Consider the following 24,669-nt stretch of genomic DNA (forward strand, 5'->3'; position numbering starts at 1 on the left):
GCCAGACTATGCAGATCGATCTTCGCTTTTTCGCCAGCGTCCGTGAGGCGCTGAATGTCGCTGAGGAGCGCGTCGAGGTTCCGGCCGGGATTGCCACGGTGGGAGACGTGCGTCAGTGGCTGTGCGGTCGCGGCCCGGTCTGGGCCGAGACGCTGGGGGCGCAGCGCTCGCTGCGTATGGCGCTAAACCATACGATGGTGCCGGCCGCCACGCGCCTGACCGAGGGGTGCGAAGTCGCGTTCTTCCCGCCCGTCACGGGCGGTTGAGCCGCAATCGCTTACCCGCCATAGCGAAACACTGAACAAGGAGACACCGCCACCATGCCGATTCGCGTACAGATGGAGGATTTCGACCTGTCGGAGGAGATTCGCCAACTGCGCGCGGGCGATCTGCGTGTGGGGGCTGTGGCGAGCTTTGTCGGCACGGTGCGTGATCTGAACGACGGCAAGGATGTTTCGCGCATGACCCTCGAGCACTATCCGGGCATGACGGAGAAGGCGCTGGAGGCGATCGTCGTGCAGGCCCGCGAGCGTTGGCGCCTGTTCGACGCGCTGGTGATCCACCGCTACGGCGATCTGGGGCCGGGCGATCAGATCGTGCTGGTCGCTGTCACGTCGGCCCATCGGGGGGATGCCTTCGCCGCGTGCGAGTTCATCATGGACTATCTGAAGACCGAGGCGCCGTTCTGGAAGAAGGAATCGACGCCGCAGGGCGAGCGCTGGGTCGATGCGCGCGAGACCGATACTGCTGCGCGGGACCGCTGGGTGACGGCCGAAACGTCTGGCTCGGCGGAAAATCGCTGATTTTCTGTTTTTTTGCTAAAAAACGTCGGCAAACGTTCGGAATTTTCGCCGATCAGGTCATGCGAGTCATGCGTGGGGCTGCGTCGGTTTTGCCTGCTTCACGCTGTCGAGTAGCGCCTTCTGCGCCGGGGGCAGCGTGTACTCCCATCCGAACAGATTCAATTGAAGGCTCTCCGCGATACGGATGGCCGGCTCCGCAAAGGCGAAGGCGGCCTGCGGCTCGAACAGGTTATCCAGCGTATCGAAGAATAGGGCGAGCCAGCGGCTGAAATGCGCTCCGCTCAGGTGACCAAAGGGCTGGTGAGCCTGCGTCACGTTGCCGCGGTACCGTTTTGCGCCGAGCACGATGCTGGACCAGAACCCCACCATTTTTTCCAGATGCATGTCCCAGCGGCCTTCGAGCGCTTGCCGGAAAACCGGCCCGAGCATGTCGTCGTCGCGAATCCGCCCGTAGAACGTGTGGACGAGCAGGCGCACGGCATCTTCGTCAATCTCCGCGAGGCGCTTTTCGGGCCATTCGCCGGGTGTTTGGTGGGATGTTTCAGCAGGCATTGGGGGGAATCACCGGGGTGGGCGCCCGCGCCACTTCTCGTGTTTCGGCGCCGGAACGACGCATGGTGCGGCACGCTAAAAGTGGCTATTATGAGCTTCAAACCTGGGCGTGTCCTGCGGTTGTTTCACGCTGCCGAACCCTCCCGTCGCAAGCCCTGATACCGGCTTTCACCGGCGTGGCGCGAAATGTCAATCGTCGCGCTGTAATGCCCCTTGAAACCCCAGGGGATTGTCCGCACATCCGATCCAGAAAGATTTCTAACCGGAGCACTAGATGCGACAAGACAAATTCACCACGCAGTTCCTGGAAGCGCTGGCTGATGCCCAAAGCATGGCAGTCGGTCGCGATCAGCAGTACATCGAGCCGCTGCATCTTCTCGCGGCGCTGATCGCAGAGCCCGAGGGCGCTGCGCGCTCGTTGCTGCAACGCGCAGGCGTGCAGGTCCAGCCGTTGGCGCATGACGTCGAGACGGCCATTGCGAAGCTGCCGCAGGTGCAGGGCACCGACGGCAACGTGCAGGTCAGCCGAGAACTCGCGGGCCTGCTTAATCAGGCCGACAAGGAAGCGCAGAAACATGACGATAGCTATATCGCCACCGAAATGTTCCTGCTGGCGCTCGCCGACGACAAGGGCGAAACGGGCAAGCTCGCCCGCGCTCGTGGCCTGACGCGCAAGTCGCTGGAAGCGGCCATTCAGGGCGTGCGCGGCGGGCAGTCCGTGAACAGCCAGGAAGCCGAAGGCCAACGCGAAGCCCTCAAGAAATACACGCTTGATCTGACCGAACGCGCTGCCCTCGGCAAGCTCGACCCGGTGATCGGCCGCGACGACGAAATCCGCCGCACGATCCAGATTCTGCAACGCCGTACGAAGAACAACCCGGTACTCATCGGTGAGCCGGGCGTGGGCAAGACCGCCATCGTGGAAGGCCTCGCTCAGCGTATCGTCAACGGCGAAGTGCCGGAGTCGCTCAAAAACAAGCGCGTGCTCGCCCTCGACATGGCGGGGCTGCTCGCCGGCGCGAAATTCCGCGGCGAGTTCGAAGAGCGCCTGAAGAGCGTGCTGAGCGACATTGCCAAGGACGAAGGCCGCACGATTCTGTTCATCGACGAGATTCATACGATGGTCGGTGCCGGCAAGGCCGAAGGCGCGATGGACGCCGGCAACATGCTCAAGCCCGCGCTCGCGCGTGGCGAACTGCATTGCATCGGCGCGACCACGCTCGACGAATACCGCAAGTACATCGAGAAGGACGCCGCTCTGGAGCGTCGTTTCCAGAAGGTGCTTGTCGACGAGCCGAGCGTCGAGGCAACCATCGCCATTCTGCGCGGCTTGCAGGAAAAGTACGAACTGCACCACGGCGTGGAGATCACCGACCCGGCCATCGTGGCGGCGGCTGAACTCAGCCAGCGTTACATTACCGACCGGTTCCTGCCGGACAAGGCCATCGATCTGATCGACGAGGCGGCCTCGAAGATCAAGATGGAAATCGATTCGAAGCCGGAAGTGATGGACAAGCTCGACCGTCGTCTGATCCAGTTGAAGATCGAGCGTGAAGCCGTCAAGAAGGAAACCGACGAAGCGTCGCAAAAGCGCCTGGGGTTGATCGAGGAAGAGATTTCACGCCTGGAGCGTGAGTACGCCGACCTCGAAGAAATCTGGACGGCCGAAAAGGCTGCCGTGCAAGGCAGCGCTCAGGTCAAGGAAGAGATTGACCGGGTGCGTGCCGAGATCACGAAGCTGCAACGCGAGGGCAAGCTCGACAAGGTGGCCGAGCTGCAATACGGCAAGCTGCCGCAGCTCGAAGCGCAGTTGAAGGATGCCGCTGCCGCAGAGGCGGCGGGCCAGCAGGCGCATCCGCGTCTGTTGCGCACGCAGGTGGGCACTGAAGAAATCGCCGAAGTGGTCTCGCGAGCCACGGGCATCCCGGTCTCGAAGATGATGCAAGGCGAGCGCGAAAAGCTGCTCAATATGGAAGCCAAGCTGCATGAGCGCGTGGTGGGGCAGGACGAGGCGATTACCGCCGTGGCCGACGCCATCCGCCGTTCGCGTGCAGGGCTTGCGGACCCGAACCGTCCGTATGGGTCGTTCCTGTTCCTCGGGCCGACCGGTGTGGGCAAGACCGAGCTTTGCAAGGCGCTGGCGATGTTCCTGTTCGATTCGGATGATCACCTCATCCGTATCGACATGAGCGAGTTTATGGAGAAGCACAGCGTGGCGCGTCTGATCGGTGCGCCTCCGGGCTATGTCGGTTACGAAGAGGGTGGCTACCTGACGGAAGCCGTGCGTCGCAAGCCGTACAGCGTGATCCTGCTCGACGAAGTCGAAAAGGCTCATCCGGACGTATTCAACGTGCTGCTGCAAGTGCTTGACGATGGCCGGATGACCGACGGGCAAGGCCGTACCGTGGACTTCAAGAACACGGTGATCGTGATGACGTCGAACCTCGGTTCGTCGATGATCCAGTCGATGGTCGGCGAGCCGCAGGAGCGGATCAAGGACGCGGTGTGGACGGAGATCAAGGATCACTTCCGTCCGGAGTTCCTGAACCGGATCGACGAAGTCGTGGTGTTCCACGGGCTCGACCAGAAGCATATCGAGTCGATTGCCACGATCCAGATCGAGATCCTGCGTCAACGTCTGGCCAAGCTGGACATGACGCTCGAGGTCAGCAAGGCGGCGCTCATGCACGTGGCGCGCGAAGGCTTCGACCCGGTGTTCGGGGCACGGCCGCTCAAGCGGGCGATTCAGCAGGAGATCGAGAACCCGGTCGCCAAGCTGGTGCTCGCAGGCAAGTTCGGGCCGAAGGACACCATTCCGGTCGACTGGCGCGACGGGCGTTTCACCTTCGAGGGCGAAAGCGCTCCGCAGGTGAGCAACGAGACCGAAGCCACCGCCGGGTAAGCCTGAGTAGGACAAACCTGATCGATCCCCGTGCTCCGAGAGGAGCGCGGGGATTTTTTTGTCTATTTTTTTACGCGTGACACCTGGCATCGTCGTGTCACAATCATCGGCGAAAATGCGCGGCCGCAGCACGTCACCGCGCGATGCCCGCCGCCCGTCGCTTGCCGTTTGCGCCGGCCGTTCGCCGTTGGCGGCGTGTTGACGCCATTCGTCGCAAGACGGCTGCGTGCGTCGGGACAGGTTTTTATCGTAGCGCCATGATCCGTACACAGCGAGGACGTCATGGCGACGATGGTGGGAATGCACTTGGGGGCTGCGGTAGCGGCCGTACTGTTGGGCGTCGGTATTCTGCTCATGCGACGCGGCACATCGCGGCACCGTTGGGTCGGCCGGTCGTGGGTGGCGGCGATGGCCGTGACGGCAGCGACGAGCTTCGGGATCCGTGAACTCGGCGGGGGCCATCTGTCGTGGCTGCACGCACTCTCGGCTTACGTGCTGACCGGTCTGGTGCTGGCGGTGGTGGCGATACGGCGGGGTAACGTGAGCGCACATCGCCGGCAGATGCTGGGCCTGTACGCCGGGCTAGTGATCGCCGGCGGCGCTGCCGTCCTGATGCCGGGGCGGGTGCTCAACAGCGCGCTGACGCAGATGTGGCACCATGAGGCAGCCGCCGCGCCGGGGGGCGCAGGTGGGGCGAGCGGCACCGAAACGTCGGTCACCCGCAACGGCAGGAACAGCGATAAGCAAGCAGGGGCACTAAAACAAACGCAAAGGGCGCCAGAAGCCGGGCCAGGCTCGCTCGCCATGACAGGCGGGGCAGGCGCATGAAACGCATGTCGACGATGAGACAACCGCAATCCGTTGAGCGCGCACACGCAGGCCCCGTCAAAGTGACGAGAGGCCTGTGGCCGACGTTTTTTCGCGAACTCGTGGGTGTGGGGCTCTTCAACACGGTCATCGCCCTGATCCTCTTTTTTGTCGGTTTCGGTGGCACCTTCGTACAGAATTTCGTTTTCAGTCAGTGCATCGGCATTTCCATCACCGCGTTTGTCGACGGTGGACGGCGCGCGATCTGGCGTGACGGCGCGCCGGCGACGGCGCCGTTCCTGCTGCTCGTGGCGTTCGGTTGTGCGGCCGGGCTCGTGTCAGGCATCGCCATCGGTACCGCGCTGCTGGGACTGCCGATCTCGATGTGGCGGCCGTTGAACGGACACTCGCTGCCCATCGTGCTGCTCATCGCGTTGCTTGCCACCGGCATCGGCACGTATCACGGGTGGTCGCGCGCGCGGCTGTCGCAGTTGCGCGAAGCGACGGCGCAGCAGGCGCTGCGCGAGGCGGCGGCGGAAAAGGCACTCGTCCACGCACAATTGCAGACACTGCAGGCGCAACTGGAGCCGCACTTTCTGTTCAATGTGCTCGCCAATCTGGACTCGCTCGTCGCGAGCGATCCGGCGCGCGCACGGACCTTGCTCGGGCATCTCAACCGGTTCTTGCGCGCGTCGCTCGCGGCCACACGGGCCAAGGTCACGACGTTGGCCGACGAATTCACGCTGCTCGAAGCCTTGATGGCGATCCAGCAAGTGCGCTTCGGCGAACGGCTGCGTTACACGCTCGATTTGCCCGAGGATTGCCGCACGTTGCAGGTGCCCCCGATGCTGGTGCAACCGCTTGTCGAGAACGCGGTCAAGCATGGTGTAGAACCGCTTGCAGGCGGCGCTTCGGTGGATGTCAGCGCCCGGCGCGAGCGTTCGGCGAACGGCGAATGGCAAGTGGTGGTGCGCGTGGCGGATGACGGCGCGGGCTTTCGTGCCGCCGTGCGAAGCAATGTGCCCGAGCCTGTGGGGGGCGTCGGCCTGACGAATATTCGAGAGCGCCTGCGGGTGCTCTATGGCGACACTGCGCGCCTCACGCTCACCGAGAGCGTGCCGCGAGGCGTTGTCGCAACGTTGCGTTTGCCTGTGGGGTTCTCCGGGCCGCAAACGGTGCCAACGGCATAGGTTTCCAGTCCCAGAGAGTGCAGTGCATGACATCCCCCGTTGCCCTGATTGCCGAAGATGAACCTTTGCTCGCCGACGCGTTGCGCACCATGCTTGCGCAGACGTGGCCCGGGTTGCATGTGCTGCCCGTAGCACCGGACGGGACGTCGGCGATTGCCGCCATCGCGCAGACACAGCCGGATGTCGTTTTTCTCGATATCTCCATGCCTGGCGCGACCGGACTCGACGTCGCTCGCGCATGCGCGCGGCTGGCCCGGCCGCCGCAGATCGTGTTCGTGACGGCGTTCGATCGGTTCGCGCTCGACGCGTTCGACGCGGCCGCCGTTGACTATCTGCTCAAACCGGTGGAGCCCGATCGTCTGGCGCGCACGGTGGCACGGGTGCGCGAACGTCTGGCCATGCCGGACAGCAACGCGCTTTCGCAACTGCTGACGACATTGCGCACGCATCTGGAGGCGGGAGCCCAGTCAGGGCAGCAGGACGGCGCGCCGGAGCCACGTATCGCCCCGCCCACGGATACCCGCGAGTATCTGCGGTTTGTCCGGGCCTCGGTGCACGACGAGATTCGCATCGTCCCCGTCGAGGATGTGTGCTTTTTCGAGGCCGCCGACAAGTACGTCGTGGTGGCGACGACCGACGGCGATCTGCTGATCCGCACGAGTCTGCGGGAATTGATGCCGCAACTCGATCCGTCGCGCTTCTGGCAGGTGCATCGCAGTACGGTGGTCAACGTTGCCGAAGTCGTGAGCGCACAGCACACGCCGTTGGGCCGTCTCACACTCAAGCTCAAGCGTCGCAAGGATCGCGTGGCGGTCAGTCGTCAGTATGCGCATCTGTTCCGGCAGATGTAGCGTCGGGAACGGTGGCGAAGAACTCGCTGGGGGTGCGTCCGAAGGTGCGTTTGAACATCGCGGAAAACGCACTCTGACTTCGATAGCCCAATTCCCTGGCGATGCGGGCGAGCGGATATCCCTTCGATGCGAGCGGAATCGCCCGTGCCAACACAACATGCTGGCGCCATTGCACGAAACTCATATTGAGTTCCTGCCGGAACAGCCGTCCGATGGTACGCGGGCTGGCGCCTGCGTAGCGGGCCCATTGATCGAGTGTCCAGGCGCGCGCCGGATCGACCAGCATCGCGTTGCATAGGGTGAGCAACCGCTTGTCGCGCGGTAGCGGCACCTCCAGGGGCAACGGTGACGCACGCCGCAACTCGTCAAGAATCAAACCCCCCAGTAGTTGCTCGCGGGGGGCATCAAGGGTGTCCTCGGGCACGTCGATGGCCGCGATCAACTCGCGCAGCAACGGCGACACCTCCACGACTCGGCAATGATCGAGTCCCGCCGGGATGACGTCCGGATGGACGTAAAGCGTGCGCAGGTACGAAGGTTCGTTGACTTGCAGGCTGTGCACGACATTCGGCGGAATCCAGATCGCGCGCGATGGCGGTACGATCCACGCCGCATCGGCGACCGCAATCTGAATGACACCTCGTGGCGTGTACGCGACCTGAGCCCAGGCATGCTGATGGTCGGGCACGCGGATGCCGTCGCCCAACGGCCGTGCGCGCAGCCGCACCGGGCGCGCCTGGGTCGGCATGAATGCCGTGGGCAAAACATACGGTCCGGGGTCGACCGGTGATGACGTGGCGGCATCGGCGCCCGGTGGCTCGGCATCCAACAGGCCGGGTGACACGGGCATGAGGTTGGGCATGGCGTAATCGCGACAATTTGAGTTTCATAAGTGTAAATCAGCCGCGCATGGGCGTTAGGGTCTCTCGGTTTCCATCGGTCGCTCAAGGGCGCGTGCCACAGCTTTCCGGGCGGCAAAGACGCTATGATCCAAGTCAGTATGCGGCGGACGCCGCTATATGCAGCCACAGGCGGTTATCGGCGGCTATCGGCGGCTATAAATGGCCCGACGCCTTTTCCTTCGTTCCCTGACGTTCTTCTGATCTAACGTCAGCCAATTCCGATCTGGATGTTCGTGATGACAACGGTAACGCGTGAGATGTGCGACGCCCATGACGCCTCGGACGAGGCAATCTATGCCTTCGTCTATGGCACGCTGCGTGCGGGAGAAATCAACGACATGATGCGAGCGGCCGCACGTCACGGCATTGCGGCGCCGGTCTACGTCGGCAGCGCGTCACTCGGTGGGCGGCTGTATGATTTCGGACACTATCCGGGCATGGTGTTCGCTGAAGCGGGCCAACATGTGACCGGTGACATTTACCGGATTCCGGCGGCACTGATCCCCGTGCTCGACGAGATCGAGGCGGTCTATCCGGGCGAGGCGGGGTTGTTCGTTCGGGAGATGCACGACGTCGCGTGCGACGGCGCGACGTATGCATGCATCGTTTATCCGGTGAGCGAATCGGCGGTCAGTCAGTTGCCGCAGATTTCAGGAGGCGATTGGGTTGCCTACCGTCGCGAGCGCGATGCCAACGCCGCCTGACCTGAGGTCTTTGCGCCACCAGCGTTGACGTAGTTGCCCCGCGCGCGCTATCTGCCGATGGCGAGTTGCCGAAGCATCGACATCGGAAAGCCGAACGGATTCAGCGAGGTCGCTACGTCGTAATGGTCGATGCCGTCTGCGCGTTTGAGCAGACGCGCGAGACCGACTGTCAACGGCAGCACCAGCCATTGCAGCGCGCACTTGAAGACGAACTCGAGTCCGGCCATTCGGGCCATCGCGTCGATGTCGAGCACATAGGCGAATGCCACCGCCACAAACACGACCGTGTCGAGCATGGCGGCCAGCGCGTTGCCCATCATGAGGCGCACGCTCGCCAGCCGGCCGTGCATGGCCACCTTCATGCGAGCGAGGGTGGCGGCGTTCGCAAACTCCCCCACGAGGCACGCGGAGACCGACGCGAGGAACATGTGGGCAATGGCCCCGAACCAGTGGCGTTGCACCTCGTCGGTGAAGCCGGTCTGTGCTGCCCAGGCGGCATCGGTCGGCAGGCACGACATCAGCCATAGAAATCCGATCATCACCAGATTGGCCGAGAGACCGCTCCAGATCACGATACGGCTGATGCGGTAGCCGTAGACCTCCGTGAGCACCGACGAAAACAGATACGCGAACGGGAAGCTGATCAGCGCGGCGGAGAACGTCAGCCGGAACGGCTCGTCCCCGATCGACCAGGGCAGCGTGACTTCACACACGCGCGCACCGAGCGCATTCGAGATCAGAAGGAAGCTCACGAAGGCAATCGCGAGCACGATCACGGCCGGCGTGATGCGTGTGGCCTGGCGCGAAGGGGGAGTGGTACAGGCGGGTGGCGTAGAGGCGGTATCGGTCATTGCAATCATTGGCGAACAGTGCGGACGTTGGAAATGGCAATGGCATGCGTGGCACGTACCGGGTTGATATCGATGCCGTGACGTCGCGTGAATCGTGCGCCGACGGCCAGTCTTGTCGGGGCGCATTGGGCGAGCACGTCGGCGAAGAGCTGGTCGACGCATTGTTCGATCAGCATGGCGCTATCGCGGTACGAGAGAATGTAGGCTAATAGCGAATGCCGACAGATCGGCTCTCCCGTGTAGTCGAACCAGACGGTTCCGTAGTCGATGCCATCGGTCAGCGGACATCGCACGCTCAGCAGGTCGGAGGTCAGGCACTCGTGAAGCGGCGATGCAGGTGAGGTGTCGGCGTGACGGGCATGGCGCAGGAGATCGGCCTGTACGCCGCCGCGCACTACGCTGACCGGTGCCAGATCGAGGCTCAGCGCGCCGGGCCCGCATGCAGTGGTCGTGCGCACGGCTTGCCTCACGGGTGTCGTGCGCACGAGGACATAGGCTTGCAGGCCGCGCGATAACTCGCCCGCCAAGTGCGCTTCGACCGCGTCGGCCGATTCGAAGCATTGGTCGCGCAGTGTGAGGAAGTAGCGTTGCGCGTCCGACATTTCCAGCGTGTACGGAGAATCGCACGGGATCACGAGTTCCACGACAGCGATCTGCGGCCGCTCATGCATGTCCAGCCACGTGACTTCGTAGTGATTCCAGAGGTCGTACCCGCGTGGCGTCACAACCGGCAGCGGACCAGTCGAAGGGGTTCGATGCGGCAAGCGCATGCGGGGCATTGGATGGATGCCAGCAGACTTGGGGGAGGGCGATCCGTGAGATCTCGCCGTCCGGTTTGACGATGGGCTGGCGGGTGCGCGTGCCGCCATGTCCGAATATGACCAGCGTGCCGGACATCGATGTGGGACGATTCACGCGTTCCCATGTTTCCGGCGGCCGGTCGCGCCGCCTTTTCGACCATGCGCTCATCTGACATTGCCCGTTTACTGACGCTCGCCGCCATCTGGGGCGCGAGCTTTCTTTTCATGCGCATCATCGTACCCGCACTCGGGCCATTGCCTACGGCCTTCCTGCGCGTCACCCTCGGTGCCGTGGGGCTGGCGGTGATTCTGCTGGCGTTGCGGGTTCGCTGGGAGTTCAAGGGGCTGCTTGGGGCGTCGATGGTGCTCGGCGTGATCAACTCCGGCATTCCGTTCGTGATGTACTGCCTGGCCGCCCGTGTGCTGCCTGCCGGTTACTCTGCCATCCTCAACGCGACGACACCTCTCATGGGCGTCATCATCGGCGCCCTGTTTTTCCATGATCGCCTGACGGGGGCCAAGGCGCTGGGCGTGTTGCTCGGTCTGGTCGGGGTGGCCGTGCTGACGCGCACCGGCCCGGTCACGATGTCCGGGCCGGTGGTCATGGGGGCGCTGGCGTGTCTCGTCGCGACGTCCTGCTACGGTTTGGCGGGCTATCTGACCAAGCGCTGGATCACCGATCGAGGTGGCCTCGACGCCAAGCTCGTGGCGTTTGGCAGCCAACTGGGCGCCGCCATCGTGTTGCTGCCGTTCTTCGGCTACGTGTCGGCGACGTCTGGCATTCCCGGCCCGGCCACGGGCGGTGTCTGGGCTGCAATGGCGGCGCTCGGCTTCCTGTGCAGTGCAGTGGCCTATATGTTGTTCTTCCGCCTGATTGCGGATCTTGGCCCGCTGCGCTCGCTGACCGTGACTTTCCTGATTCCGCCGTTCGGCGTGCTGTGGGGCGCCTTGTTCCTGAATGAGGCGGTCACGATGGCGCATTTTTTCGGCGGCTGTTTCATCGCGCTCGCGGTGTGGCTCGTGTGCAAGCCGCCGAAGGCCGTGCCGTCCACCCGTCGCGTGGCGTCATGACCTGAGCGCCGGGCAATTCTGCCCGCGTGGAGGGCGCCCCGATCGAAGCCGGTAACGACTGTTACCGGCTTTTTTCATGATGCGGAATGCCTTTGCGGTGCGTAAAAATTTGCGCTGCTTGGCACAACGCCGCAATTTCAGGAAGGGAAATATCGTTTCACATCAAGAAATCAACTTCATATCTATTTGATTTTAATGAATAAAAAATATTATTTAAGATGCTAATTTTCTCTGTTGCATCGCATGAGAAATGCCTACACTCTTATACAAGACCTGCCGATTTGGAAACGCCGAGAGTGGTCAACCGCAGTTTCGGCAACGACAAAGCAGCAAAGCGTCACCCCTCTTTATTTGTATTGAGAAACTAGGAGAGATCATCATGGCGACTCGTCAAGAGCAAGTGAAACAACTCGAGCAGGACTGGGCGAACAATCCGCGCTGGAAGGGTATCAAGCGTGGCTATTCGGCCGAAGACGTGGTGCGTCTGCGCGGCTCTATCCAGCCGGAACAAACGCTTGCCCGTCGCGGTTCGGAGCGCCTGTGGAGCATGATCAACGACGAGCCGTTCGTGAACGCGCTTGGCGCACTGACGGGCAATCAGGCCATGCAGCAGGTCAAGGCCGGCCTCAAGGCCATCTACCTGTCGGGCTGGCAGGTCGCGGGCGACGCGAACCTCGCAGGCGAAATGTACCCCGACCAGTCGCTGTATCCGGCCAACTCGGTGCCGCAGGTCGTGCGTCGCATCAACAACACCTTCACCCGTGCCGATCAGATTCAATGGTCGGAAGGCAAGAACCCGGGCGATGAAGGCTATATCGATTACTTCGCGCCGATCGTGGCCGATGCGGAAGCCGGCTTCGGCGGCGTGCTCAACGCCTTCGAACTGATGAAGGCAATGATCGAAGCGGGCGCCGGCGGCGTGCACTTCGAAGACCAACTCGCCTCGGTCAAGAAGTGCGGCCACATGGGGGGCAAGGTGCTCGTGCCGACGCGCGAAGCCGTGGCCAAGCTCGTGGCGGCGCGTCTGGCTGCCGACGTGCTCGGCGTGCCGACCGTCCTGATCGCGCGTACCGATGCGGAAGCGGCAGATCTGATTACCGCCGACGTCGATCCGACCGACCAGCCGTTCTGCACCGGCGAGCGCACCGTCGAGGGCTTCTACCGTACGCGCAATGGCCTGGATCAGGCAATCGCACGCGGTCTGGCCTACGCACCGTACGCCGATCTGGTGTGGTGTGAGACCGGCAAGCCGGATCTTGAATTCGCCAAGCGATTTGCCGAGGGCATCCACAAGCACTTCCCGGGCAAGATGCTTTCGTACAACTGCTCGCCGTCGTTCAACTGGAAGAAGAACCTCGACGACGCCACCATCGCCAAGTTCCAGAAGGAACTCGGTGCCATGGGCTACAAGTTCCAGTTCATCACGCTGGCCGGCTTCCACAGCCTGAACTACTCGATGTTCAACCTGGCGCACGGCTACGCCCGCCGTCAGATGAGCGCCTTCGTGGAGTTGCAGGAAGCGGAATTCGCCGCTGCCGACAAGGGCTTCACGGCAGTCAAGCACCAGCGCGAAGTGGGTACGGGCTACTTCGACGCCGTCACGCAGACGATTGAGCGCGACGCATCGACCACGGCCCTGAAGGGTTCGACGGAGGACGAACAGTTCTTCGACGAAAAGAAGGCGCAGGTCAAGATAGCCTGACAGGGCTGAGGGAGGGCGCGACGCGCCCGCCTGCAACGATGCGCGTGGGGGCACATCGTCGTGGGTGGAGCGCCGCCGCGTCATGACCGCGCGTCCGGCTTATCCGGCCGGGGGCAGTCCTGACTGTGGTCCCGTCGCGGTGAGGGCTGCAATGCACGCCTGAACGAGAAAGGGCCCGTGAGCTTATCCCGCTCACGGGCCTTTTTTCATGAGTTGCCAGGTTGGCGCAGACGGATCACCGATAGACGAGTACGGGGATCTTCGAGTGCACGAGAACGCGCTGCGTCTCGCTGCCCAGCAACAGGCTGGTGAGTCCACGGCGTCCATGCGAGGCCATCAGGATAACGTCGCACCTGTGGCGTTCTGCTGCGTCAATGATGCCCAGATAGGGCGCAGGGAAAGTGGAGCTGTCGCGATCGAACGGCACACCCGCTGCTGCAGCGGCTTCGGCCAGCTTATCGAGGTGGGCGCAGGCTTCTTCGGCAATGCGCTCGCTGAACGTGGCAGGCGCTTCCAGCACGTACTCGCTGAAGGGGGAGTAAGGATACTCGGCGAGGCAGCAATAGCCCGTCACTCTCGCGCCGAGCGCACGCGCCAGTTCGAGTCCGCCAGTCACGGCCTTTTGAGATAGCTCCGAGCCGTCGGTCGGAATGAGGATGTGGGTAAATAACATATGACCTCCCGCAGTTGGCGTTGCTGAACACGCGTTCACAGGCTCGCGCAGGTATTACACGGTCTTGCACCCAGTCTGCTGTTCCGGCGATCTCGACACTTTTTTGGGTGTCGACATCTGCATCGCCAGCAAACCCTTCACTTCGATTCTATGGCTTTGGCGCGGCGCAACAACGGGGGCAAACCCGGTAGTGCTCGTCTGCGTGACGCCGCCCACCCGTGCAGTCAAGCCCGATCGGGGTGCCTCTGCACCCCGCACGCACTATAGGCGTGCGAATGCCGAAATTTCGGTACCCCAAACATGCGGCCCCCCTCCGCTTCATCCTCGTGTCGATGCGGGATGGGGAGTGCACGCAATAAGCGTTACTCACGCTACACTGAACTTCGACGTATTTGTCCCCGTCCTACTCATCCATGTTTTCACCGTCCGCGTCGCACGTAACTTGGATGACGCGCCGGCCAACGTTCACGTGAGGATGCCGATGTCAGCCGATTTTCCCGATGATGCTGTCCACAACATGCGGAACGATCCGCAGACGCAGACACTCGGCCCGAGACGTGCGCCCGGCAGGATCATAGAGACGCGCCCGGACACACTACGCGGTTTATATCCGCCTATCGAGCCCTACGAGAGTGGGATGCTCGATGTCGGTAACGGACATCGTATTTATTGGGAGCGGTGCGGCAATCCGCTCGGCAAGCCGGTGGTGTTTCTGCATGGCGGCCCTGGGGGCGGTTGTTCGCCGGAGCACCGGCGATTGTTCGATCCGGCCAGGTACTGCATCACACTGTTCGACCAACGTGGTTGCGGACGTTCGATCCCGCATGCAAGCCTTGAGCACAACACCACATGGGATCTGGTGGATGACATCGAGCGGTTGCGAGTCAAATTCGGATACGAACAATGGCAGGTGTTTGGCGGCTCGTGGGGCAGCACGCTGGCGTTGGCCTACGCGCAAGCGCATGTGAATCGTGCGAGCGAACTGATCGTGCGAGGCATTTTCACGGTGCGTCGCGAAGAATTGCAGTGGTACTACCAGACGGGCGCCTCGTGGCTGTTCCCGGATCGTTGGGAGGCGTTTCTGGCGCCGATTCCGCTCGAAGAGCGCGGCGATCTGATGCGCGCCTATCGGAAGCGGCTGATTCATCCCGACGAGGCGGTCAGAATTGAGGCGGCCCGTGCGTGGAGCATGTGGGAGGGCAGCACGATCACACTGCTGCCGGACGACCAGCTCGCAGAGGCCTTTGGCGACCCGCATTACGCGATTGCGTTTGCCCGCATCGAGAACCACTACTTCGTGCACGATGGTTTTCTCACGCCGAATCAATTGATCGACGGTGCGCACCGTTTGCGCGACGTTCCGGGGGTGATCGTTCAGGGCCGTTACGACATGGCGACACCTGCGCATACCGCATGGGCGTTGCACAAGGCATGGCCGGAGGCGGATTTCTATTGGGCGCCGGACGCCGGACATGCGTTTAGTGAGCCCACCATCCTGCATTGGCTGATCGAGGCGACGGACCGGTTCGCGTCGGCGTCCTGATTCAGGCGCACAAAAGAGAAAACCCCGGATGTCGACGACTGATGTCGACATCCGGGGTTTTCAGACATTCGGGCAGGACTCGTCGATGACTCGTCCTGCCGGTGTCAGGCTATTCAGTCGCTGCGACGCTTGCTGAAGCCGCTGCCGCCGTTGCGATTGCCGAAGCCACGGTCCTGACGCGGTGCGTCGAAGCTGCGGCCGCCACGTTCCTGACGGTTGCCGTCGGCCGGACGCGGCGAGCGACGCTCGAAGCGGTCGGTCGCGCTGCCGTTCGAGAAGCCATTGCCACCGTTGCCGCCTTCGCCTTGCTGGTAGCCACTGCTTTCACGGCGCTCGAACGGGGCACCGGCCGGCTTGGCGCCGCCGAAGCGTTGGCCGCCCTGATAGCCGCCATTGCCGCCATTACCGCTGTTGTTACCGTAACGCGGGGCGCTGCTGTTGCTCCAGCGGCTGTTGCCGCCGCCTTGACCATGACGCGGACCGCCACGGCCTTGACCCGGACGCTTGCTGCCAGCACCACTGCCACCCTTCGGCGGCGAGCGACGCGGTTCGAAACCGGCCACTACGTTCACCGGCAGCGGTTCACGCGTGTAGCGTTCGATGCGGCGCACGGCACCGATTTCACCGTGTGCGGCGAGGCTCACGGCCACGCCACGACGGCCGGCACGGCCCGTACGGCCAATGCGGTGGACGTAATCTTCTGCGAACTTCGGCAAATCGTAGTTGAACACGTGCGTGATGCCCGGCACGTCGATGCCACGTGCTGCCACGTCGGTCGCCACCAGCACGCGCACACGGCGCTCGCGCAATGCGCGCAGCGTACGGTTACGCACGCCTTGCGGCATGTCGCCGTGCAGTGCAGCGCTGTCGAAACCGGCTTGCTCGAGTTGGTCGGCGATCAAGTCGGCGTCGCGCTTGGTCGACGTGAACACGATGGCCTGATCGAGCGCGTCGTTGCCGAGCAAGTGCGTGAGCAGGCGATCCTTGTGGGCGCGGTCGTCCACATAATGGAGCGTTTGCTCGATGTTGGCGTTGGTGCGTTGTTCGCTGCCGCGCGTGATCTCGATGGTTTCCGGATCACGCAGCAGACGACGCGTGATTTCTCCCATGCGGCCGTCGATCGTTGCCGAGAACAGCAACGTCTGACGCGATTCGGGCGTAGCGTCGACGATGGTCTGGATGTCGTCGATGAAACCCATGTCCAGCATGCGGTCGGCTTCGTCGAGCACCAGCATCATCAGTTGCGACAGATCGATCTTGCCGCTCGAGATGTGATCGAGCAGACGGCCCGGCGTTGCCACAATGATTTCGGGCTGCTTGGCCAGCATTTCGAGCTGACGCGGGTAGGGCATGCCACCCAGAATGCTGACCGTACGCAGACGGCGCAGTTGCTTGCCGTACGTATCGGCAGCCGTCGAGACCTGTTGCGCCAGTTCGCGCGTCGGCGTGAGCACGAGCAGCAGCGGTTGAGCCGCCACGCGGCGCACGCGCTGGCCCTTGCGGGGCTTTTCGCCCGGGGCGGCCGGCTGGTTGCGCGGATGGGCGGCCGGAGCGCGGCTGCCCAACTCGCCGCTTGCTTGCATTTCGGCGAAGCGGTGGATAGCGGGCAGCATGAAGGCGGCCGTCTTGCCCGAACCCGTCGGGCTCGACACGAGCAGATCGCGACCGGCAAGCGCAGCGGGGATTGCGCGCTGCTGAACCGGCGTCGGGCTGGTGTAGCCTGCGGTGATAAGGGCCGTCAGAATTGCCGGGTTCAGGCCGAGTTCGGCGAACGAGGGCTGACCGTCGGTGCTGACTGCCGGCGTGGCGTCAACAACAATAGCGGCGGTGTTTTCTTCAGACGTAGGGAAATACGTCTGCGCGAGCGCAGACATTTTGGAATGCTGTTCCATGAATCCTCTTGCGGATTGAAAGGTGATGTCGGGGCGTTGGCGCCAATCGGCAAACCCAATTCGTCGCAAGCAGGAAGCAAATCGCGGATGGGGCAGAAAGCGGATCGAAATCCGTATCGTAAGCCAGGGACGGCGGCGGGTCGTTCCATCAGGAACGCCAGTACCGGCAAGAACTACAGCGGCTTATCACAGGATTGGGGCAAAACGCAGTTTTTCGTCGCCTGACGAGGTATTTCATAGAACCCCGCGAAGCGAAGCGCGGATTATACCTGTTTTTTTTGAAAAGTGCACGTTCGGATTTTCACGGGGTCGCAGGAGTCCCTTGGGCATGCATTTCAGGGGAGTACCGCAGTGGCTGGCGTCAGCTTTGGCGCGGGTTGCCGTCGATCCCGCTAGGTTGCTTGTCGCGCGCCCGATTACAATAGCGCCATGTCTTCGATTACGCTTCTCACTCTGGATACCTCGACCGAGTTTTGTTCGGTCGCCTTGTATCGTCACGATCCCGCCAGTGGGGCGCCGGCCCTTGTGTTCGAGCGTCATCTCGATACCGGCCCCGTCTCCAGTACCCATATTCTTCCGGCTGTGCGCGATGTCTTGCGCGAGGCTGGTGTGACGCTTGCCGAATGCGATGCGATCGCCTTTGGCGCCGGCCCTGGCTCGTTTACCGGGCTGCGCACCGCGTGTGGCGTTGCGCAGGGGTTGGCCTTTGGGGCCAAACTGCCCGTCGTGCCGGTGGGCACGTTACTGGCTTGTGCCGAAGCGGCGCGCGCTTTGCGCGTCGACACGCAGCGGGTTCTTGTCGCGCTCGATGCGCGGATGAACGAGGCTTACTGGGCCGACTATGCCTGGGACGCCGCGGCCGAAGACTGGCGCGAAGCGCAGTCGCCGTCGCTCGACGCCGCCGAACAGGTGCGTGCCCCCGACGCCGCTTTCGTCGTCGCCGGTAATGCCGTGCTGGCGTTTGGCGAGCGTTTGCAGGCAAGCGTGCAGGCGCAGGCCGTGTTGGTCGATGCCATGCCGCGTGCGCGTTACGTCGCGACGCTGGCGGCGCGCGCCTTCGCTCGAGGCGAGGCGATTCCTGCCGATCAGGCCATGCCGTTCTACCTCCGTAACAAGGTGGCGCAGACGACGGCCGAGCGCGAGGCCATCAAGCAGGCGGCGGTGCAGGGCGCCGGCAAGGAGACGCCCTGATGCGCCAGACCGGTCCGAATCATTTTTCGCCGATGACGTTGGCTGATCTCGATGAGGTTGTCGCCGTCGAGGTGCGCGCATACCCGTTTCCGTGGACGCGGCAGAATTTCGCCGATTCGATGGATGCCGGGCATCAGGGGGTCTGCCTGCGCGCGGTCGATGGCTCGTTGCTGGGCTATTTCCTGTTGATGCCGGTCGTCGACGAGTCGCATTTGCTCAACGTGTGCGTCGTGCCGGAAATGCAGGGTAACGGTCTGGGTGTGCAGTTGCTCGAAGAGGTGGTACGCGTGTCGCGTGAGCAGGGTATGGGCGGGGTGTTGCTGGAAGTGCGCCCGTCGAATATGCGGGCGTTGCGCATCTATGAGCGTTTCGGTTTCGAGCAGATCGGCCGGCGCAAGGGATATTATCCGGCGAGTGGGCGTCGTGAAGACGCCATTGTGATGCGCCTGTCGTGGGAGACCGATCGTGCCGTGGCCTAAAGCGATTCTGGAAGAGTTTGGGCTGTGGCCGGTGTGGATGTCGCACGATGCCGTGGCCAGGGCGGCGGTGGTGACTGCCGAAGACGGCGATGTGGCAACGCTCGCCGAAACGGTGGCCCTTCGGGGCGGTCTGCCGGCTGACGATATGCCGCCATGGGATGTGTCGCCGTCCGTCGCGCAGGGCAGCGTGCGTGCCGCTGCGCGTGCTGCGAGCCTGGATGAGGCGCCGGCTGCACCTGTCACGCGTATAGCGCCTGTCCGCGCGGAAGTCGCGCGAGGGTCGCCCCAGAGCGGCGGTGCCAACCGTCGCATGGCCGATCTGCCGCCCGACGACATCCCGATGTGGCTCGATAGCGATGGTAACGGCGACGGCGATGCTGCCGCCGACGCCGCATTGTGGTCAATCGTGCGCGATGCGGGCGAGACCGGCGCGCCGTCACGCCCTGCATTGCCGGGCGTCGAGACGCTGGACTGGGAGGCGCTGACCGAGCGTGTCGCCAATTGCCGCTTGTGCGGCTTGTGCGAGAAGCGTACGCAGACGGTCTTCGGCGTAGGTGACCGCGAGGCCGATTGGCTGCTCGTGGGCGAAGCGCCGGGCCAGCAGGAAGACTTGCAGGGCGAGCCGTTCGTCGGTCAGGCAGGCAAACTGCTCGACAACATGTTGCGAGCCTCGGCGTTGCGGCGCGGTGAGAACGTCTATATCGCGAATGTGCTCAAGTGCCGTCCACCGAACAATCGCGACCCGGAGGCGGACGAAGTCGCGAACTGCGAGCCATACCTGAAGCGTCAGGTCGCGCTGCTCAAACCGCGAGTGATCGTGGTGATGGGGCGCTTCGCGGCGCAAAGTATCCTGCGCACACAAGCGAGCATTGCCAGCCTGCGCGGGCGTGTGCATGAGTATGAAGGGGTGCCGGTGATCGTGACGTACCATCCGGCCTATCTATTACGCAGTCTGCCCGACAAGGCCAAAGCCTGGACGGATTGGTGCCTGGCGCGGGCTACCTACGAGGCAGTGTGCGAATCGACTCCGGCCAACAAGCCTACGGCGAACTGATCGAAACGCTACGCGAGGCGCCGGTGCGCGACCTCGCGTGGCTATTGCTGTCTGCCGACCTTCTCAGTGCTACCCGTTTTCCGGCGGCACTCGCCCATTTCGATAGTGTGCAGGCGGCGGCCGATGTGGCGCCCGACGACCCTGCCATTTCCGTATCCGGCATCTTGCCGGGGACACTGCCGAGTGTCTCGGAACCGGTCTTCCACTCCCGACTCCTGCACGATTGGCTGCAGGCTTGCGATGCGAATCCCGAGCCGTTGCGCGAATTTCTTGCGCGTGGCGAAACCAGCCGGCTGGGGCGTTATGCGGAGCAACTGCTGCATTTCGCGCTAATGCACAGCCCTCGGTTCGATCTGCTTGCCGCGGGTTTGCAAGTGCGCGATTCGCGGCGGGGCAACATGACGCTCGGCGAGTGCGACTTCCTGCTGACGCGTCGCGCCGACCACCAATTGCTTCATTGGGAACTGGCGGTAAAGCTGTACTTGTTCGTGCCGCCGGCGCTCCCGGCGCCGGTGCTCGACGAACGCGCCGCCCAGTTTCATTGGCTGGGGCCGAATCTGGCCGATAGTCTGGCCGACAAGGTCGCGCGCTTGCTCGGTCATCAACTGCGCCTGACGACACTCGAAGCTGCGCGCAGCGCGTTGCCTGCCGCCGGGCCATGGCTGCCGCAGGTGTATCTCAAGGGGTGGTTATTCCATCCGCTCACGCAACGCGGGCAGGTGCCGCAGGTGGCGTCTGAATCGCACGGTCGAGGCTGGTGGGCGACGCTCGACGAATGGTGGGCGCATGCGCAGTCGACGTCTCACGACGCCGTGGCGTCGGGCGAGCGGCGCTGGGCCATGTTGCCGCGGGCACGTTGGCTTGCGCCTGCCCGTGTGGACGACTCGGCCGCTTTATCGCTTGCCGCGATACATGTGCGCATCGAGACGCACTGGCGCGAACGTGGTATCGCCGAGCCATTGTTGATCGTCTCGTTGTCGCAGCGAGCGGGCAAGGAGGGGTGGTTCGAGTGCGAACGAGGATTTATCGTGCCGGACTACTGGGCGCCGCGCGCTCGCCATCGTATCGAGGAATTGAGCGAGCGGGCCGGTGCGGCGGCGCGTCGTGCGCTTGCGCGCAGTGTGGACGACGGCGCGCCGTCAATCTGATTCGGTGCCCGAGCGGGCGCCTCAATCCTTGGGCCAGACCGCGTGGAAGTGATGGACGGGGCCGATGCCGCGACCGATATGAAGCGCGTCGCTGGCGGCGAGTGCACCATTGAGATACGCCTTGGCGTCGCGCACGGTGTCCGACCAGTTGTCGCGACGGGGACGCAACGCGGCCAGTGCGGCGGAGAGCGTGCAGCCCGTGCCGTGCGTGTTGTGAGCGGCGATGCGCGGTGCGCTGAATCGTTCGACGCCTGCGGCGCTCACGAGCCAGTCCGGGCTCAGATCGCCGGCGAGATGGCCTCCCTTGACCAGTACATTGCGGGCACCGAGCGTGCGCAGCGCTTGCGCCTGTTGCTCCATCTCGCTTTCGTCGGTAGCGGGCGCGACACCGAGTAGCGCGGCGGCTTCCGGCAGATTCGGGGTAATCAGGTCCGCCAGCGGCAGCAGTTCATCGCGCAGCGCGGCAACGGCATCCGGTTGCAGCAACGCGTGACCGCTCTTCGAAATCATCACGGTATCGAGCACGACGAAGCGCGGTTTGTATCGCCGCAATCCGGCGGCCACCGCGCGCACGACCTCGGCGTTGGCCAGCATGCCGAGCTTGACCGCATCGACTTCGAGGTCCTGAAACACGGCGTCCATCTGGGCGGTGACAAAGCTCGCCGGCGGTGTGTGGATACCGGTCACGCCTTGCGTATTCTGCGCGGTGAGGGCGGTAATCACGCTCGCGCCGTATGCGCCGAGCGCGGAAAACGCCTTGAGGTCGGCTTGGATGCCTGCGCCACCGCTGGAGTCGGAGCCGGCGATGGTGAGGGCAATGGGTACGGGCGAATGACGCAAATTCATATCAATGCTTGACTTCGCCAATGAGCGAGACCGAATCGAATTCGCGCTGATTGGCCTGATGACGCTTCATGACAAGCCACATCGTGCCCGACACAAACACGCCAAACAGAATGATGACGACCCCGACCGGCACGTTGAACCAGATCAGCAGTGCATAGAGGCACAGCATGATAAGTACGGACAGGTTCTCGTTGAAGTTCTGCACGGCGATGGAGTGGCCGGCCGAGAGCAGCACGTGGCCGCGATGCTGGAGCAGGGCGTTCATCGGCACCACGAAGAAACCTGCGAGTGCACCGACGATGATGAGGAAGATGTACGCGACGATCAGGTAGAGCGGCACTTTCCACTCGGTGCCGTACGGCAGCAGATCCTTCGAGAAGAACGCCATCGCCATCACCGCGAGGCCCATGGCGATGCCGACGGGCAACACCGAGAGAGAGCGCTTGAGCGGAATACGCGAGGCCGCCAGGATGGCGCCGACGGCGACGCCCACGGCCGATACGGCTTGCAGAATGGCACCTTCGGACAGCGACATGCCGAGCGCTTTTTCGGCCCAGCGCAGCACGATGAACTGCAAGGTTGCGCCTGCGCCCCAGAACAGTGTGGTGACGGCGAGCGAGATCTGGCCCAGCTTGTCGCGCCAGAGCGTGACGAAGCAGTCGGCAAAATCGGAGACGAGTTTGATCGGATTGCGTTCCTGACGCGCATAACGTGCGCCCGTGTCCGGAATGCGCAGATTGAACAGCGCGGCAATCACATAAATGGCCATGATGACGACCATCGCGGCCATCGCCGGCGAGCTGATCACCTCAGGAGTGCGCTGGAGAATCCACTCCGATATATGCGGACTGATCAGTGTGCCGCCGAGCACTGTGCCGAGAATGATCGAGCTGACGGTGAGGCCTTCGATCCATCCATTCGCGGCGACCAATCTCTCGGCGGGGAGTAGCTCCGTGAGAATGCCGTACTTCGCGGGCGAGTATGCCGCCGCGCCGAAGCCCACTACGCCATACGCTAAGAGAGGGTGCGAGCCGAACAGCATCAGCAGACAGCCTGCGACCTTGATCGAGTTGCTGATGAACATGACCTTGCCCTTGGGCATCGAGTCGGCGAAGGCGCCCACGTAAGCGGCAAGAATGACGTACGAGAGAACGAAGAAGAGTTTGAGCAGCGGCGTCATCCACTGCGGGGAATGCAAATCTTTGAGGAGTGCGATTGCGGCGATGAGCAATGCATTGTCGGCCAGCGACGAAAAAAACTGCGCGGCCATGATGGTATAAAAGCCTTTCTTCATCGGTACTTGAGTCGATCCCGTGCGGCGTAAAACTTGCGTGTCTCGGTTGTCGGAATCCGCGGTGCCCGCAAGGGGCTCCCACACGGGAAGAAACCGGGCTTAAACACAGGGGTATCTGCGCACATCAGTCGCTCAAATGTCGCTAATCGACCGTATATTCGGTCTTGCAGCCCCCGTGCCGGGCGCCCGTTCGCCCTCGGTCTGAGACCGATATTGTCATCGGGAAAAAGATTTCAGCAAAACAAGTTGTGCGCACGGCTTTATAACACGAAAATATGCCGATGCGTTATGCCGCCAGCCTGTCCTGGCGAGCTTCTCCTCTGATTCTGTATCCGCCCATGCCTCGTCCAATCAAAGTCTCGATTCATACTGCAGCCCTTGCCCATAATCTCGATGTCGCCCGTCGCCATGCCCCGAACGCCAAGGTGTGGGCGGTGGTCAAGGCCAACGCCTACGGGCACGGCATCGATAACGCATTTCCCGGATTGCGCGACACCGACGGCTTCGGCCTGCTCGATCTCGACGAAGCCGTGCGTCTGCGCGAACTCGGCTGGGCCGGCCCCATTCTGCTGCTCGAGGGCTTCTTCAAGCCCGAGGATCTGGCGATCGTCGACGAGTACGGTTTGACGACTACCGTGCATAGCGACGAACAGTTGCGCATGCTGGAGATGGCGCGTCTGAAGAAGCCGCTCAACGTGCAGCTCAAGATGAATTCCGGCATGAACCGCCTCGGCTTCTCTCCCGAGCGCTATCGCGCCGCATGGGAGCGTGCTCGTGCAATTCCCGGCGTGAGCCAGATCGTGCTGATGACCCACTTCTCCGATGCCGACGGCGCGCGCGGCATTCAGTATCAGATGGAAGCGTTCGAGCGCGGCGCCCGCGATGTGCCAGGTGAGCGCAGCCTTGCCAATTCCGCCGCCACGCTGTGCTATCCGGAGACGCATGGCGCGTGGGTCCGTCCCGGCATCATGCTCTATGGCTCCTCGCCGAAGGGGCTCGAGGTCCCGGCGGCGACGTTCGATCTGCAACCGACGATGACGCTCGAAACCGAGTTGATCGGTATTCAGGAGATTCCGGCGGGCGGCACGGTGGGCTATGGCAGTATCTTTACCGCCGAGACGCCGATGCGCGTGGGCACGGTCGCTTGCGGCTATGCCGACGGCTATCCGCGTGTCGCCCCCACTGGCACGCCGATCCTTGTCGACGGTGTGCGCACCCGCACGCTGGGCCGCGTGTCGATGGATATGCTGTCCGTCGATCTCACGCCGGTGCCGCAGGCGCGCGTGGGCTCGTCCGTGACGCTCTGGGGGCGTGGACTGAGCATCGACGAGGTTGCGGCCTCGGCAGGCACGCTCGGCTATGAGCTGATGTGCGCCGTGGCGCGTCGCGTGCCCGTGCACGCGAACTGAGCGTC

The 24,669-nt window shown here is 63.2% G+C and carries 24 protein-coding genes; 16 read left to right on the top strand and 8 right to left on the bottom strand.

Annotation, left to right across the window (positions count from 1 at the left end; all coding sequences use genetic code 11):
- Window positions 1-8: 8 nt before the first annotated feature.
- Both moaD and moaE read left to right on the top strand, forming a co-directional pair.
- Complete coding sequence (moaD, locus tag PCO31110_RS14105; RefSeq protein WP_010803822.1) at window positions 9-266, top strand: molybdopterin converting factor subunit 1; 258 nt, start codon at window positions 9-11, stop codon at window positions 264-266.
- Window positions 267-320: 54 nt separating this feature from the next.
- Window positions 321-803, top strand: a complete 483-nt coding sequence (moaE, locus tag PCO31110_RS14110) for a molybdopterin synthase catalytic subunit MoaE (protein ID WP_150690683.1) — start codon at window positions 321-323, stop codon at window positions 801-803.
- 66 nt (window positions 804-869) lie between these two features.
- On the opposite strand, the gene PCO31110_RS14115 is transcribed toward moaE, so the two are convergent.
- Window positions 870-1,280, bottom strand: coding sequence for a group III truncated hemoglobin (locus PCO31110_RS14115; RefSeq protein WP_246189833.1), 411 nt, complete (start codon window positions 1,278-1,280; stop codon window positions 870-872).
- A 349-nt stretch (window positions 1,281-1,629) separates the two neighbouring features.
- Here PCO31110_RS14115 and clpB point away from each other — a divergent pair, with 349 nt between their 5' ends.
- From clpB to PCO31110_RS14135, 4 genes are all read left to right on the top strand, one after another.
- Window positions 1,630-4,257, top strand: a complete 2,628-nt coding sequence (clpB, locus tag PCO31110_RS14120; RefSeq protein WP_150690685.1) for an ATP-dependent chaperone ClpB — start codon at window positions 1,630-1,632, stop codon at window positions 4,255-4,257.
- 282 nt (window positions 4,258-4,539) lie between these two features.
- Window positions 4,540-5,085, top strand: coding sequence for a DUF2306 domain-containing protein (locus tag PCO31110_RS14125; protein ID WP_150690686.1), 546 nt, complete (start codon window positions 4,540-4,542; stop codon window positions 5,083-5,085).
- 5 nt (window positions 5,086-5,090) lie between these two features.
- On the top strand, window positions 5,091-6,254 hold the full coding sequence (locus PCO31110_RS14130) for a sensor histidine kinase (RefSeq protein WP_174979557.1): 1,164 nt from the start codon (window positions 5,091-5,093) through the stop codon (window positions 6,252-6,254).
- A 26-nt stretch (window positions 6,255-6,280) separates the two neighbouring features.
- Entirely contained in the window at window positions 6,281-7,105 is an 825-nt protein-coding gene (locus PCO31110_RS14135) for a LytR/AlgR family response regulator transcription factor (protein WP_150690688.1), read from the top strand.
- Here the strand turns inward: PCO31110_RS14135 and PCO31110_RS14140 are convergent.
- Entirely contained in the window at window positions 7,068-7,967 is a 900-nt protein-coding gene (locus PCO31110_RS14140; protein ID WP_246189834.1) for an AraC family transcriptional regulator, read from the bottom strand. The two genes, PCO31110_RS14135 and PCO31110_RS14140, sit on opposite strands and share 38 nt — an antisense overlap.
- A gap of 297 nt (window positions 7,968-8,264) precedes the next feature.
- Between PCO31110_RS14140 and PCO31110_RS14145 the strand changes: the two genes are divergently transcribed.
- On the top strand, window positions 8,265-8,711 hold the full coding sequence (locus PCO31110_RS14145) for a gamma-glutamylcyclotransferase family protein (RefSeq protein WP_150690753.1): 447 nt from the start codon (window positions 8,265-8,267) through the stop codon (window positions 8,709-8,711).
- A 47-nt stretch (window positions 8,712-8,758) separates the two neighbouring features.
- Here the strand turns inward: PCO31110_RS14145 and PCO31110_RS14150 are convergent, their stop codons facing one another.
- Window positions 8,759-9,562, bottom strand: a complete 804-nt coding sequence (locus tag PCO31110_RS14150) for a queuosine precursor transporter (RefSeq protein ID WP_174979559.1) — start codon at window positions 9,560-9,562, stop codon at window positions 8,759-8,761.
- Window positions 9,563-9,567: 5 nt separating this feature from the next.
- Window positions 9,568-10,341 carry a hypothetical protein gene (locus PCO31110_RS14155; protein WP_174979562.1) on the bottom strand — a complete coding sequence of 258 codons (774 nt, stop codon included), beginning with the start codon at window positions 10,339-10,341 and terminating at the stop codon, window positions 9,568-9,570.
- 180 nt (window positions 10,342-10,521) lie between these two features.
- On the opposite strand from PCO31110_RS14155, the gene PCO31110_RS14160 reads away from it, so the two are divergent.
- Window positions 10,522-11,433, top strand: a complete 912-nt coding sequence (locus PCO31110_RS14160; RefSeq protein WP_150690691.1) for a DMT family transporter — start codon at window positions 10,522-10,524, stop codon at window positions 11,431-11,433.
- A gap of 379 nt (window positions 11,434-11,812) precedes the next feature.
- Complete coding sequence (aceA, locus tag PCO31110_RS14165) at window positions 11,813-13,135, top strand: isocitrate lyase (RefSeq protein ID WP_010803834.1); 1,323 nt, start codon at window positions 11,813-11,815, stop codon at window positions 13,133-13,135.
- A 235-nt stretch (window positions 13,136-13,370) separates the two neighbouring features.
- Here aceA and PCO31110_RS14170 read toward each other — a convergent pair whose 3' ends face one another.
- Complete coding sequence (locus tag PCO31110_RS14170; RefSeq protein WP_010803835.1) at window positions 13,371-13,808, bottom strand: universal stress protein; 438 nt, start codon at window positions 13,806-13,808, stop codon at window positions 13,371-13,373.
- Window positions 13,809-14,283: 475 nt separating this feature from the next.
- Between PCO31110_RS14170 and pip the strand changes: the two genes are divergently transcribed.
- A complete protein-coding gene (gene pip, locus PCO31110_RS14175) occupies window positions 14,284-15,351 on the top strand; it encodes a prolyl aminopeptidase (protein ID WP_174979564.1) in 1,068 nt (355 codons plus the stop codon).
- Between the two features lie 113 nt (window positions 15,352-15,464).
- On the opposite strand, the gene PCO31110_RS14180 is transcribed toward pip, so the two are convergent.
- A complete protein-coding gene (locus tag PCO31110_RS14180) occupies window positions 15,465-17,243 on the bottom strand; it encodes a DEAD/DEAH box helicase (protein ID WP_246189835.1) in 1,779 nt (592 codons plus the stop codon).
- On the opposite strand from PCO31110_RS14180, the gene PCO31110_RS14185 reads away from it, so the two are divergent.
- From PCO31110_RS14185 to PCO31110_RS14205, 5 genes are all read left to right on the top strand, one after another.
- Window positions 17,232-17,468, top strand: a complete 237-nt coding sequence (locus PCO31110_RS14185) for a hypothetical protein (RefSeq protein ID WP_144265658.1) — start codon at window positions 17,232-17,234, stop codon at window positions 17,466-17,468. The two genes, PCO31110_RS14180 and PCO31110_RS14185, sit on opposite strands and share 12 nt — an antisense overlap.
- A gap of 204 nt (window positions 17,469-17,672) precedes the next feature.
- On the top strand, window positions 17,673-18,434 hold the full coding sequence (gene tsaB / locus PCO31110_RS14190) for a tRNA (adenosine(37)-N6)-threonylcarbamoyltransferase complex dimerization subunit type 1 TsaB (RefSeq protein ID WP_150690692.1): 762 nt from the start codon (window positions 17,673-17,675) through the stop codon (window positions 18,432-18,434).
- Complete coding sequence (gene rimI / locus PCO31110_RS14195) at window positions 18,434-18,913, top strand: ribosomal protein S18-alanine N-acetyltransferase (RefSeq protein ID WP_010803839.1); 480 nt, start codon at window positions 18,434-18,436, stop codon at window positions 18,911-18,913. The genes tsaB and rimI overlap by 1 nt, the downstream gene beginning before the upstream one ends.
- Entirely contained in the window at window positions 18,900-19,967 is a 1,068-nt protein-coding gene (locus tag PCO31110_RS14200; RefSeq protein ID WP_150690693.1) for a uracil-DNA glycosylase, read from the top strand. The genes rimI and PCO31110_RS14200 overlap by 14 nt, the downstream gene beginning before the upstream one ends.
- Window positions 19,928-21,115, top strand: a complete 1,188-nt coding sequence (locus tag PCO31110_RS14205; protein WP_010803841.1) for a DUF1853 family protein — start codon at window positions 19,928-19,930, stop codon at window positions 21,113-21,115. Before PCO31110_RS14200 ends, PCO31110_RS14205 begins: the two co-directional genes overlap by 40 nt.
- A gap of 21 nt (window positions 21,116-21,136) precedes the next feature.
- Here PCO31110_RS14205 and thiD read toward each other — a convergent pair whose 3' ends face one another.
- Entirely contained in the window at window positions 21,137-21,961 is an 825-nt protein-coding gene (thiD, locus tag PCO31110_RS14210; protein ID WP_010803842.1) for a bifunctional hydroxymethylpyrimidine kinase/phosphomethylpyrimidine kinase, read from the bottom strand.
- A 1-nt stretch (window position 21,962) separates the two neighbouring features.
- Window positions 21,963-23,255: a lysophospholipid transporter LplT gene (gene lplT / locus PCO31110_RS14215; protein WP_010803843.1), complete on the bottom strand. Its 1,293-nt coding sequence runs from the start codon at window positions 23,253-23,255 to the stop codon at window positions 21,963-21,965.
- Between the two features lie 338 nt (window positions 23,256-23,593).
- On the opposite strand from lplT, the gene alr reads away from it, so the two are divergent.
- The gene (gene alr, locus PCO31110_RS14220) at window positions 23,594-24,664 is read left to right on the top strand and encodes an alanine racemase (RefSeq protein ID WP_010803844.1); all 1,071 of its coding nucleotides are present in this window, start codon (window positions 23,594-23,596) and stop codon (window positions 24,662-24,664) included.
- The last annotated feature ends 5 nt before the right edge of the window (window positions 24,665-24,669 follow it).

The sequence above is a fragment of the Pandoraea communis genome (assembly GCF_902459745.1).
Classification (GTDB): Bacteria; Pseudomonadota; Gammaproteobacteria; order Burkholderiales; family Burkholderiaceae; genus Pandoraea; species Pandoraea communis.